This is a genomic window from Nonomuraea sp. NPDC048882 (assembly GCF_040649755.1).
GTDB lineage: Bacteria > Actinomycetota > Actinomycetes > Streptosporangiales > Streptosporangiaceae > Nonomuraea > Nonomuraea maheshkhaliensis.
The window spans coordinates 815,492-827,888 of record NZ_JBEZGB010000004.1; the positions used below are offsets into that span (position 1 = coordinate 815,492).

The window sequence follows — 12,397 nt, forward strand, 5'->3', positions numbered from 1 at the left end:
GGTCACGCCCGCGGCGGGACCCACTTGGGGGCCCTCTTGTCCATGAACGCGGCGATGCCCTCCTGGCCCTCCTCCGAGGTGAAGCGCTCGGCCGACAACTCGGTCATCCGGCTCAGCCCGTCGCGGAACGACAGCGCGGGCACCTCCCTGACCAGCCGCTTGGTGATCGCCAGCGCCTCGGGGCCGCCCTTGATCAGCATCCCGGTGTAGTGGGCGACGGCCGCGTCCAGCTCGTCCTCGGGGACGGCGCGCGACAGCAGCCCGATCTCCACCGCCCGCGCCGCGTCGAACACCTCGCCGGTCAGGAAGTACTCGGCCGCCGCCCGGGCGTTCAGCCTCCTGAGCACGGGCACGGCGATCATGGCCGGCGCGACCCCGAGCCGTACCTCGGTGAACGCGAACGACGCCGTCAGCGGCGCCACGGCGAAGTCGCAGGCGGCCACCAGCCCGAGGCCCCCCGCCCGCGCGGTGCCGTTGAGCCGGCAGACGACCGGCTTGGGGCTGTCCCAGATCAGTTCGAGGACCTCGGGGAACGACGCCGTCACCGGCGCGTCAGACCGCCCGTCCGCCGCGCGCTGCTCCTTGAGGTCGGCCCCCGAGCAGAACACCTTGCCGGTGGCGGTCAGCACGATCACCCTGACCTCCGGCTCGGCCAGTGCCCAGCTCAGCCGGTCGGACAGCTGGGCGAGCAGGCGCGAGGACAGCGCGTTGCGGTTGGGCGGCGAGTCCAGCGTGATCGTCGCGACGCCCCCCGTCAGCTCCTTGTGCACCAGGTCCGTCATGAGTCCCCCTCCTCGATGACCGCCAGCACCGCTCCCGCGTCGACCTGGCGGCCCTTCTCCACGTGTACGGCGGCCACCACGCCGTCGGCCGGCGCCGCGATCCGATGCTCCATCTTCATCGCCTCAAGGACGAGGACCTCCTGGCCCTTGGCCACCCGGTCGCCCGGCCCGACCTCGACCCGCAGCACGCTACCCGGCATGGGAGCCAGGAGTGAGCCGGGGGCGACCTGGTCGGCGGGCTCGGGCAGGCGGGGGAGCGGGGTCAGCTCGGCGTGGCCGCCGGCGTGGTCGACGCAGACCTTCCCGTCGGGGTACTGCGCCACGTCGAAGGCGCGCCGGACGCCGTCGCGCTCCAGCACCACCTTGTACGGATCCGCCCGGACGACCGTGACGCCCTCGGGGAGCGGGTCGTAGACGACGTCGTCCTCGATCTCCGCGAAGCGGGTGCGGCGGGGCTGGGAGCGGACGTTGCGCCAGCCGCCGGGGAGCCCGCCGAGCACCCTGGCTCTGCGGCGGTTGCCGGCGGCGACGGCCAGGGCGGCCGCCAGCAGCGCCAGCTCACCGGCCACGTCGGTGGAGGCGGTCTCGGCACCGGCACCCGAGTCGGCGCCGGCACCGGCGCCAGCGCCGGCACTGGCACTGGCGCTGGCACTGGCACCAGAGTCGGCCACGGTGTCGGCGCCAGGATCGCCCCCGGCGCCGGCGCCAGGATCGCTTCCGGTGCCGGGAGCGGCGCTGGAAGCGTCACTGGGCGCCGGCCCGGGGTGGATGGGACCGCCGGGGGCGAGGAAGCCGGTGTGCGTGTCACCGGCCAAGAACTCCCGATTTGTCAGGATATTTACCAGTAAATCCCGATTAGTGGTGAGGCCGTGCAGCCGCGCCCCACGCAGCGCCGTCACCAGCTTCCGCACCGCCTGCGCCCGCGTGGCCCCGTGCGCGACCACCTTGGCCAGCATCGCGTCGTAGTAGGGCGACACCACGGACCCGGACTCCACCCCGGAATCCACCCGAACATCCCCGGTGATCTCGAACCGCCGCAACACCCCCGACTGCGGCACGTAACCGGCGTCCTCGGCGTACAGTCGCGCCTCGACCGCCCATCCGGACGGCTCCGGCGGCCCGGCCGGCAGCGCCGCCCCCTCGGCCACCTCAAGCTGCAGCCGGACGAGATCGACCCCGTGCACCAGCTCGGTCACCGGATGCTCGACCTGGAGCCGGGTGTTCATCTCCAAGAACGCCACCCGTTCGCCGTCGACCAGGAACTCCACCGTCCCCGCGCCCACGTAGCCGATCTCGCGGGCGGCGCGGACGGCGACGTCGTGCAGCAGCTCCCGTGTGCCAGGGGAGATGCCGGGCGCGGGGCACTCCTCGATCACCTTCTGGTGCCGCCGCTGCACGCTGCACTCGCGCTCGCCCAGCGCCCACACGGTCCCGTGCCGGTCGGCCAGCACCTGGACCTCGACGTGCCGGGCCCGCTCCAGCAGCGGCTCGGCGAAGACCGTGCCGTCGCCGAAGGCGGACGCCGCCTCCCGCCGCGCCGACTCCACCTCCCGCGCCAGCTCGCCCGCCTCGCGCACGACGCGCATCCCGCGTCCGCCCCCGCCTGCGGACGCCTTCACCAGCAGCGGGAACTCCGCGGGCACGGAGGCGGGGCCGGACAGGTCGTACGAGGGCAGCACGGGCACCCCGGCCTCCGCCATCAGCCGCTTGGCCCCGATCTTGACCCCCATGGCGGCGATGGCCTCGGGCGGCGGGCCGATCCACACCAGCCCGGCCCCGATCACCGCACGGGCGAAATCGGCGTTCTCCGACAGAAAGCCGTAACCGGGGTGCACCGCGTCCGCTCCGGTGGCCGCGCAGGCCGCCAGGATCGCCGCTGCGTCCAGATAAGTGTCCGCGGGGTGCGCGCCGGGCAGGCGTACCGACAGGTCCGCCTCGGCCACGTGAGGCGCGTCCGCGTCGGGGTCGGAGAAGAGCGCGACCGTGGAGACGCCGAGCTCCCGGCAGGTACGGAAGATCCGGCGGGCGATCTCGCCCCGGTTCGCGACGAGCACACGGTTGATCACGGGCGGAACACCCCGAACCCGGCCGGCTCCGGCTCCGGCGCGCTGTTGATCGCCGACAGGCACAGGCCCAGCACGGTACGCGTGTCGCGCGGGTCGATCACCCCGTCGTCGTACAGGCGTCCCGACAGGAAGAAGGCCAGTGACTCGGCCTCGATCCGTTCCTCCACCATCGCCCGCATCGCGGCGTCCGCCTCCTCGTCGTAGACCTGGCCCTTCGCCAGCGCCGAAGCCCGTCCCACGATGGACATCACCCCGGCCAGCTGCGCCGGCCCCATCACCGCCGATTTGGCGCTGGGCCAGCTGAACAGGAAGCGGGGATCGTAGGCACGCCCGCACATGCCGTAGTTCCCCGCTCCGTACGAGGCGCCCATCACGACCGTCAGATGCGGCACGGTCGAGTTGGACACCGCGTTGATCATCATCGCGCCGTGCTTGATGATGCCGCCCTGCTCGTAGTCCTTGCCGACCATGTAGCCGGTCGTGTTCTGCAGGAAGAGCAGCGGCGTGCGCGACTGGTTCGCGAGCTGGATGAACTGCGCGGCCTTCTGCGACTCCTCGCTGAACAGCACGCCGCGCGCGTTGGCCAGCACGCCCACCGGATAACCGTGGATCCGCGCCCACCCGGTCACCAGCGAGGCGCCGTACAGCGGCTTGAACTCGTCGAACTCGCTCCCGTCGGCCACCCTGGCGATCACCTCGCGCGGGTCGAACGGCACCTTGAGATCCTCAGGCACGATCCCGAGCAGCTCGTCGGCCGCGTACACCGGCTCCCGCACCGGCCCGTAGGGCACGAAGCCCCGCTTGCGCCAGCCGAGCGAGGCGATGATCCGCCGCCCGATCCGCAGAGCGTCGAACTCGTCCACGGCCAGGTGGTCGGCCAGCCCGCTGATCCTGGCGTGCATCTCCGCGCCGCCGAGCGACTCGTCGTCGGACTCCTCGCCGGTCGCCATCTTGACCAGCGGCGGCCCGCCGAGGAAGACCTTGGCCCGCTCCCGCACCATCACCACGTGATCGCTCATCCCGGGCACGTAGGCCCCGCCGGCCGTGGAGTTGCCGAAGACCAGCGCGACCGTCGGCACTCCGGCCGCCGACAGCCGGGTCAGGTCGCGGAAGATCTGGCCGCCGGGGATGAAGATCTCCTTCTGCGTGGGCAGGTCCGCGCCGCCGCTCTCGACGAGATTGACGTACGGGAGCCGGTTGCGCAGCGCGATCTCCGCCGCGCGCAACGACTTCTTCAGCGTCCACGGGTTGGAGGCGCCGCCGCGGACCGTGGGATCGTTCGCGGTGATGACGCACTCGACGTCCTCGATCACCCCGATCCCGGACACCACGCTCGCCCCGACGGGGAACTCGCTGCCCCATGCCGCCAGCGGCGACAGCTCCAGGAAGGGGGAGTCGGGGTCGATCAGCAGCTCGATCCGCTCCCTGGCCAGCAGCTTGCCGCGGGCGCGATGGCGCTCGACGTACTTCTGGCCGCCGCCGGCCACCGCCTTGGACTGCTCGGCGTCGAGCTCGGCCAGTTTGGCCAGCATCGCCTCGCGGCGCAGCCGGTAGTCCTCGCTCTCCGTGTCGAGTCTGCTCCTGATCACGCGCACTCCTCCGGCAGAGCCGACGATCATGTGCTGAGCACGCTAGCGCAGCCTGGTGCCCCGGGCACAGAGCGAGCCGCCGCCCGTTGCCGGGCGACGGCTCGTGAGCCGGGAGCGTTGGATCAGGTGCAGTGGCTCCAGCCGGACTTCCACGAGGTCTTGTGCCACGTGCCGCCCCAGATGACGCACTTCTTCTTGGCGGGCAGGCGGATGGGACCGGCGTACGAGGTGAACTTGCCCGGGTTGCTCGCGCTGGAGCCGCCCTTGACCTGGAGGATCGCGTTCATGTTCACCTTGGCCGGGATGATCATGCGCGAGATGGTGACCACGCAGTTCTTGCCCGCGCCGGCGTGGTAGAGCAGGTACGTCGTGGCGCCCTCGCCCAGCTTGTGCGAGCTGATCACCTTGTATCCGGCGCCGCACACCCCGACCGGCGTGGCCGTGTTGGGCTTCAGCGGCGGCTGCGACGGCTTGGCCGGCTGGTTGGTGGCCTTCGCGGATTCGTCGAACGGCCGGGTCGACGGATCGGGATCCGGCTCGACCATGTTCGTGCTCTTCTTCTTCGTCTTGCTCGGAGAAGGCTGCGGCCGGCTCGTGGTGGTCTGCGGCCGGGGCGCCTGCGTGGCCGGGTTGGGCACCTGGGCGACGGGCTCCCTGGTGGGCTTCCGCGTCTTCTTCTCCTCGATCTCCAGGGTGGGAACGGGAGGCGTGGTGTCCGTCGGGATCTCCGGCGGCAGGGTCTGCTGCACGGACTCGGGCGGCTCGCCCGGCTGGCCCGCGCCGGAGCCGCCGTCGGGCTCGGTGGAGGTGTTGCCCACGGCGACGACCGGGACCTCCTTGCCGCTGTTCGCCTGCACGACGACCGCGCCGGCCACGACGAGCAACGCGGCCGCGGCGGCGCCGGAGAGGGCGAGGGTCAGCGTACGGCGCTGCTTCGCCGGCACCCCGTCACCGGACTGCCCAGGCCCACCGGAACCGGGCCCACCGACACCGGGTCCACCGACTCCAGGGCCACCGGCACCAGGTCCGCCCGCACCATGACCGGCGCCGATTCCACCGGCACCGGGGCCGTTGCCACCGGGTCCACCGGGATGGCCCGCGCCGCCGTGACCGCCGGGGAAGGGGCCGCCGACAGCGCCGGGGCCGTGCGGCATCCCGGACGCCTGCATGCCGGCCCCGACCTGACCGGGACGGTGCGGCGGCTGGGGAGCACCGGGCGGGAACGCGCCGGGCTGATGCGCCCCGAACGCCCCACCGGCCTGACCACCCTGCCCCATGCCCGCCTGCGCACCCTGAGCCCCACCGGCCTGCGCGCCCTGCGCCATGCCCGGCTGTGGCCCGCTCTGAGCCGCACCATGCGGTCCGGCCAGCGGCGTACTGGCAAGGGGACCGCCAGGACCGCCCTGCTGCCCGCCGGCCAGAGGGCCGCCAGGGCCGCCGTGCGGCGCGCCCGCCTGAGGCCCGGCCTGGGGCGCGTGGCCGGCAGGGCCGCCCTGAGCGGCGGCGGCCGCGTGGCCGTAGTCGCCCGTCTGCGGCGGCGCCACGGACTGCGGGCCCGTCTGGAGCGGCCCGCCCACCGCGACGGGGCCGGTCGGCTGATGCCAGGGACCGGGGTAGTTGTCCTGCGCGGATCCCGCCGCGCCACCGGCAGCCCCCTGGCCGCCGGCGCCACCCGCGCCACTCGCGGCGGCACCCGCCGCGGCGGCGCCGGCCGTCTTCTGCCGGCCCGTGACCGGCTCGACGGCCGCGTTCGGGGCCGGCTGGCCGGTCAGGTGCACGATCAGCTCGTCGGCGCTGGGCCGCTGGGACGGGTCCTTCGACAGGCAGGCAGCCACCAGGTCCCCGAGGACCCCGCCCTCCATCTGCTCCAGCTCCGGCTCCTCATTGAGGATCCGGTTCATCACGACGGGGATGGAGTCGGCGCCGAACGCGGGCTTGCCCGTCGCGGCGAACACCATCGTGACGCCCCACGCGAACACGTCGGCCGCCTCGGACACCGCCGCCCCGCTGAGCTGCTCGGGCGCCAGGTACGAGGGCGTCCCCATGGCCATGCCGGTGGCGGTCGCGCCGGGGGAGTCGAGGGCGCGGGCGATGCCGAAGTCGATCACGACGGGACCCTCGGGCCCCATGAGGACGTTGGCGGGCTTGAAGTCGCGGTGCAGGATCCCGGCACGGTGGATGGCCGCGAGCGCGGTGGCCGTACTGATCGCCAGGCGTTCGAGCGCCGCGCCCCGCCGCGGCCCCTCGTTGATCACGAGCTCCCGGAGCGACGGCCCCGGGACGAACTCGCTCACGATGTACGGCCGGCTCCCGTCGAGGTCGGCGTGCAGCACTGGAGCGGTGCAGAACCTGGCCACCCGCTGGGCCACCGCAACCTCGCGCAGGAACCGCGTCCTGGCATCGGTATCGGCCACCAGGGCGTGGTGCAGCAGCTTGACCGCGACCTGCTCACCGGAGTCGCTCTTGCCGAGATAGACAACGCCCTGGCCGCCCTCGCCGAGCCGGGCGACGATGTCGAACGCCCCCAGCCGCCGCGGGTCGTCCGCCGCCAACGGCTGGAACTGATTCACGTCGGACCCCCATTACCACCCAATAGATGAGGCAAAACGCTACCAGCGCGACAGACGGGGCGTCTGCCGGACCTGTCAGAAGATTCATGTTTTGACGAGCAAAGTCAGCGTTTCGTCGCAGGTCGAGTACACATCAGTGACCGAAGTCACGGCTTGGTCAAGGCAAGATCGATTTGCACCGGACGTCAGATCGCCTTGCCGGGGTTGAGGATGCCGAGCGGGTCGAAGACGGCTTTGATGCCCCGCTGCACCTCCTCCGCCACCGGCCCGGACTCCAGCCCCAGCCACCGCCGCTTCAGCAGCCCCACCCCGTGCTCCCCGGTGAGCGTGCCGCCGAACTCCAGCGCCCGCTTGAACACCTCGTCCGCCGCGGCCCACACTTCGGGCGGCGGCTCCACGGACCCGTGCTCGAAGATGAAGACCGGATGCACGTTGCCGTCGCCCGCGTGCGCCACCGTGGCGATCCGCACTCCGTGCCTGACCGCCGCCGCCTCGATCGCGGTGATCATGTCGGGCAGCGCCGACCGGGGCACGCACACGTCCTCGACCAGGCACGCGCCCTGCCGCTCCTTGGCCCCGTACGCCAGCCGGCGCAGCCCGATCAGCTCGTCGGCCTCCTCCGGACTGGAGGACACGGCCACGAACGAGGCCCCGTTCGAGGTGCAGATCTCCTCCATGCGCGCGGCCATGGCCTGGCTGTCGGCGGCGTCGGACTGGCCGATCAGCATGGCCTGCGTGCCGGGTTCGAGGCCGATGTTGCGCCACTCGTCGATGGCCTCCAGCGTGGCCCGGTCGAGCAGTTCCATGAGCGACGGCTGGCAGCCGGCCGCCATGATCGCCGAGACGGCCGCGCCCGCGTCGCGCAGCGAGCCGAACTCGGCGGCGAACGTCGCGGGCGGCGCGGCCGGCGCGCGGCGCAGCCGCACCGTGGCGGCGGTGATCACGCCGAGCGTGCCTTCCGAGCCGACGAACAGGCCGGTCAGGTCGTAGCCGGTGACGCCCTTCATCGTGCGCCGGCCGGTGTTCATGATCCGGCCGTCGGCCAGCACGACCTCAAGGCCGAGCGCCGAGTCCCTGGTCACGCCGTACTTCACGCAGCGCAGCCCGCCCGCGTTGGTGGCCAGGTTGCCGCCGATGGTGGAGATCTCGTACGAGGACGGGTCGGGCGCGTACATGAGCCCGTGCTCCCTGGCGGCCCGGTCGAGGTCGGCGGTGATGACGCCGGGCTCGACGACGGCGATCTCGTCGGCCGGTGACAGCTCCCTGATCGCCGTCATCCTGGCCAGCGACAGCACGATGGAGCCGTCGCCGGCGACCGAGGCGCCGGCCAGTCCGGTGCCCCCGCCCCTGGGCACCACCGGTACCCGGTGCTCGGTGGCCCAGCGCAGGGTGGTCACCACGTCGTCGCGCGAGGCGGCGAGCACCACGCCGAGCGGCTTGCCCGGCTCCAGGAACGTGCGGTCACGGGCGTAGGAGTCGATCACGTCGGGGTCGGTGATGACGCGGGCTTCGGGCAGGGAGTTCACCAGGGCATCGATCGGTCTCACACTATGCACCCTAGGCGCACTCCCGGTGCGAGGAAGCGGCGGCCGGCGCCGCCCGCCCGCACGGTGTGACGGACGGTTTGCGCAGTGCGTTCCTTAAGGCCAGACTGCCCGGGTGGAAGTCAGGTGCCCGGTGTGCTCGGAGACCGGCCAGGTCGTTGCGGTTCCCGGGGCGGTCGCCGCCGGTACCACGTACAGGATCGGGCGGGTCAGGTTACCGGGGACGCGTGAGATCGCCGATCTGCCGACGGCGGCCTCGCTCGGCGCGTCGAAACACGTCATGAGCCGCACGCAGCTCGCGGTCTGGCTGTCGTTCCCCGCCCGCCACTACACGCCGTGGGCCAGGAACCAGGGCTACGTGCTGCTGCTGGTGGCGGCCCTGGTTCATCTGGTCGTGTCGCTGGTGATCGCGATGGGTCAGGACCCGCGCTGGGGCGAGGTGCTGCTGGCGCCGTTCTGCCTGACGGGCCTGTTCTGGGGGCTCGGGCTGCTGAACGTGCTCGGCTCGTACGGCGCCCGCAAGCGCGACACGCAGGAGGCGCCGGCCAGGGAGAAGGCCCTGGCCGTCTGGGAACGCCTCTATTACTGCCCCCGCGACAACGTCGCCTTCGAGCCGGGTGTCGGCGTCCCGTTCCATCCGAGCGAGACGCGCGAGTACATCTTCGGCTTCAGGAACGGCGGCGCCTCCCGATGACGGAGGGCGGGCTCAGCCCCGCTCGTCGGCGACCAGTCGCACGCAGGTCGCCAGCCCCTCGATGGCCTGCTCCAGCTCGTCCAGCTCGGGGAAGGTCGGCGCGATCCTGATCGTGCGGTCGTCGGGGTCCTTCCCGTACGGGTGCGTGGCGCCCGCGGGCGTCAGCGCGATCCCGGCCGCCTTGGCCTTGGCCACCACCTCGGCGGCGTGCGGCACCTCCAGGCTGACGAAGTAGCCGCCCCTGGGGCTGGTCCAGGTGGCCAGGCCGCCGAGCCGCTCGCTCAGCACCTTGTCCACCAGCTCGAACTTCGGCCCGACCAGCTCGGCGTGCCGCCGCATGTGCGCGGCCACGCCGGCGCCGTCACGCAGGAACTCCACGTGACGGAGCTGGTTGATCTTGTCGGGGCCGATGGACTGCTTCGAGGTGTTGTGCAGGAACCACTTCACGTTCTCGGGCGAGGAGCCGAAGAACGACACGCCCGCGCCGGCCAGCGTCACCTTCGAGGTCGAGGCGTAGACGAACACGCGGTCGGGGTGGCCGTGCTCAGCGCTGAGGGCGAGCAGGTCGGCCAGCTCGTCGGGGGTGTCGGTGAGGTGGTGGACGGCGTAGGCGTTGTCCCAGAAGAGGCGGAAGTCGGGGGCGGCGGTGGTCATGGCGGCCAGCCGGCGCACGGTCTCGTCGCTGTAGGTGACGCCGGTCGGGTTGCTGTACTTCGGCACGCACCACATGCCCTTGACGCTCGCGTCGGCGGCGACCAGGCGCTCGACGACGTCCATGTCGGGGCCGTCGGCGGTCATCGGGACGCTGACCATCTTGATGCCCAGCCGCTCACAGATGGTGAAATGCCGGTCATAGCCGGGCACAGGGCACAGGAACGTGATCTCCGGCTCCTCGATCCACCGGCGCGCGGCCCCGGGCACCGGGCTCAGCAGCGCGTGCACGATCGTGTCGTGCATCAGGGCCAGGCTGGCGTTGCCCCCGACGACGAGCTGACCGGCCGGCACCTGGATCAGCGGTGCGAACAGCTCGCGCAGCTCGGCCAGCCCCTGGAGGTTGCCGTAGTTGCGGCCGTCGCTGCCGTCGGCCGCCCGGTAGGACGTCGGCAGTGTGAGCATGGCGTTGGAGAGATCGAGCTGGCGCGGCGACGGCTTGCCCCGGGTCAGGTCGAGCGAGAGCCCCCGCTGGACGAGGTCGGCGTAGTCACGCTGAGCGGTCACGATCATCTCCTCGGTTCGGCTTCGGCTATCGAAGGATAGAAGACGCCGCCAGGTGGACCGCTCGATATCCGCCATCTGGACACCCCCGGCGGGCCCCGCCGGGGGAGATCACCAAAGCTTTCGGTGGCGAATGTCAAAGAACGCCTTCCCGAGCGGCGATCGTTGACGTGGAATGGGTAGATCGGGGCAGGCACAACTCCACGTCGGAGGGAGCACCCGTGACGACTGTTCGCGAGACCTCGATCGAGCAGGTCAGGCGCCGCCGCACCGGGACCGTCATCGCCTCCTGGATGTCGACGACCGACCACAAGGTCATCGGGTACCTCTACCTGATCACCTCGTTCGGGTTCTTCCTCCTGGCGGGCGTCATGGCCATGGTCATCAGGGCCGAGCTGGCCGCGCCCGGCATGCAGCTCGTCAGCCAGCAGCAGTACAACCAGCTGTTCACCATCCACGGCACGGTGATGCTGCTGCTGTTCGCCACGCCGCTGTTCGCCGGGTTCGCCAACGTGGTCATGCCGCTGCAGATCGGCGCGCCCGACGTGGCCTTCCCCCGGCTCAACGCGGTCGCCTACTGGCTGTTCCTGTTCGGCGGGCTCATGGTGGTGGCCGGGTTCCTCACGCCGGGCGGGGCGGCCGACTTCGGCTGGTTCGCGTACACGCCGCTGTCGGACGTCGTGTACTCGCCGCAGGTCGGCGCGGACCTGTGGATCATGGGGCTGGCCCTGTCGGGCCTCGGCACGATCCTCGGCGCGGTCAACTTCATCACCACGATCATCGGCATGCGCGCGCCCGGCATGACCATGTTCCGGATGCCGATCTTCACCTGGAACGTGCTGCTGACCAGCATGCTCGTGCTCATGGCCTTCCCCGTGCTGGCGGCGGCGCTGCTGGTGCTGGAGTCGGACCGCAAGCTCGGCACACAGGTCTTCCTGGCCGAGAACGGCGGGCCGCTGCTCTGGCAGCACCTGTTCTGGTTCTTCGGCCACCCCGAGGTCTACATCATCGCGCTGCCGTTCTTCGGCATCGTCACCGAGGTCATCCCGGTGTTCAGCCGCAAGCCGATCTTCGGCTACATGAGCCTGATCGGCGCCACCATCTCCATCGCCGGGCTGTCGATGACCGTCTGGGCGCACCACATGTTCCCGACCGGGCAGGTGCTGCTGCCGTTCTTCTCGTTCATGACGTTCCTCATCGCGGTGCCGACGGGCGTGAAGTTCTTCAACTGGATCGGCACGATGTGGCGGGGCCATCTGAGCTTCGAGTCGCCCATGTTGTTCGCGGTGGGCTTCCTGGTGACGTTCCTGCTCGGCGGGCTGACCGGGGTCATCCTGGCCTCGCCGCCGCTCGACTTCCACATCACCGACAGCTATTTCGTCGTCGCCCACTTCCACTACGTGGTCTTCGGCACGGTGGTGTTCGCCATGTTCGCCGGGTTCTACTTCTGGTGGCCGAAGATGACCGGCCGGATGCTGGACGACCGGCTGGGCAAGGTGCACTTCTGGACGCTGTTCCTCGGCTTCCACACCACGTTCCTCATCCAGCACTGGCTCGGCCAGGCCGGGATGCCCAGGCGGTACGCCGACTACAGCCCGGCCGACGGGTTCACGGCGCTCAACCAGATCTCCTCGGTCGGGGCGTTCCTGCTGGGCGCCTCGACGCTGCCGTTCCTCTACAACGTCTGGAAGACCGCCAGGCACGCGCCCAAGGTCACGCTCGACGACCCGTGGGGCTACGGCGGGTCCCTGGAATGGGCCACGAGCTGCCCGCCGCCGCGCCACAACTTCACCAGCATGCCGAGCATCCGCTCCGAGCGGCCCGCGTTCGACCTGCACTACCCGCACGAGCCGGACGAGACCCCAGCAAGCGGCCAGGAGAGCACGGTCGGTGCCCCTGAGGTGCCGCCGCGTCAGGACGAGCCAGGCTGACCCCCC

The 12,397-nt window shown here is 71.5% G+C and carries 8 protein-coding genes; 2 read left to right on the forward strand and 6 right to left on the reverse strand.

Annotation, left to right across the window (positions count from 1 at the left end; translation table 11 throughout):
* Positions 1–2 precede the first annotated feature (2 nt).
* From AB0C27_RS17985 to AB0C27_RS18005, 5 genes are all read right to left on the reverse strand, one after another.
* A complete protein-coding gene (locus AB0C27_RS17985) occupies positions 3–782 on the reverse strand; it encodes an enoyl-CoA hydratase-related protein (RefSeq protein WP_357844967.1) in 780 nt (259 codons plus the stop codon).
* Positions 779–2,848 (reverse strand): biotin carboxylase N-terminal domain-containing protein, encoded by a 2,070-nt coding sequence (locus AB0C27_RS17990; RefSeq protein WP_357844970.1) that lies wholly within the window; start codon positions 2,846–2,848, stop codon positions 779–781. Before AB0C27_RS17990 ends, AB0C27_RS17985 begins: the two co-directional genes overlap by 4 nt.
* Entirely contained in the window at positions 2,845–4,443 is a 1,599-nt protein-coding gene (locus AB0C27_RS17995; RefSeq protein ID WP_357845296.1) for a carboxyl transferase domain-containing protein, read from the reverse strand. The genes AB0C27_RS17990 and AB0C27_RS17995 overlap by 4 nt, the downstream gene beginning before the upstream one ends.
* A gap of 116 nt (positions 4,444–4,559) precedes the next feature.
* Positions 4,560–7,007: a protein kinase gene (locus tag AB0C27_RS18000; protein WP_357844973.1), complete on the reverse strand. Its 2,448-nt coding sequence runs from the start codon at positions 7,005–7,007 to the stop codon at positions 4,560–4,562.
* 185 nt (positions 7,008–7,192) lie between these two features.
* Positions 7,193–8,554, reverse strand: a complete 1,362-nt coding sequence (locus tag AB0C27_RS18005) for an FAD-linked oxidase C-terminal domain-containing protein (RefSeq protein ID WP_357844976.1) — start codon at positions 8,552–8,554, stop codon at positions 7,193–7,195.
* Between the two features lie 112 nt (positions 8,555–8,666).
* On the opposite strand from AB0C27_RS18005, the gene AB0C27_RS18010 reads away from it, so the two are divergent.
* Positions 8,667–9,245 (forward strand): hypothetical protein, encoded by a 579-nt coding sequence (locus AB0C27_RS18010; protein ID WP_357844979.1) that lies wholly within the window; start codon positions 8,667–8,669, stop codon positions 9,243–9,245.
* A 12-nt stretch (positions 9,246–9,257) separates the two neighbouring features.
* On the opposite strand, the gene AB0C27_RS18015 is transcribed toward AB0C27_RS18010, so the two are convergent.
* Positions 9,258–10,538 (reverse strand): aminotransferase class I/II-fold pyridoxal phosphate-dependent enzyme, encoded by a 1,281-nt coding sequence (locus tag AB0C27_RS18015; protein WP_357844982.1) that lies wholly within the window; start codon positions 10,536–10,538, stop codon positions 9,258–9,260.
* Between the two features lie 215 nt (positions 10,539–10,753).
* Here AB0C27_RS18015 and ctaD point away from each other — a divergent pair, with 215 nt between their 5' ends.
* Complete coding sequence (gene ctaD, locus AB0C27_RS18020; protein ID WP_357845299.1) at positions 10,754–12,391, forward strand: cytochrome c oxidase subunit I; 1,638 nt, start codon at positions 10,754–10,756, stop codon at positions 12,389–12,391.
* Positions 12,392–12,397 lie beyond the last annotated feature (6 nt).

What these genes read in the sequence shown, in the direction of transcription:
- AB0C27_RS17985 (WP_357844967.1), bottom strand. Translation starts at nt 782, where the DNA reads ATGACGGACCTGGTGCACAAGGAGCTGACGGGGGGCGTCGCGACGATC.
- AB0C27_RS18015 (WP_357844982.1), bottom strand. Translation starts at nt 10,538, where the DNA reads ATGGCGGATATCGAGCGGTCCACCTGGCGGCGTCTTCTATCCTTCGAT.
- ctaD (WP_357845299.1), top strand. Translation starts at nt 10,754, where the DNA reads ATGTCGACGACCGACCACAAGGTCATCGGGTACCTCTACCTGATCACC.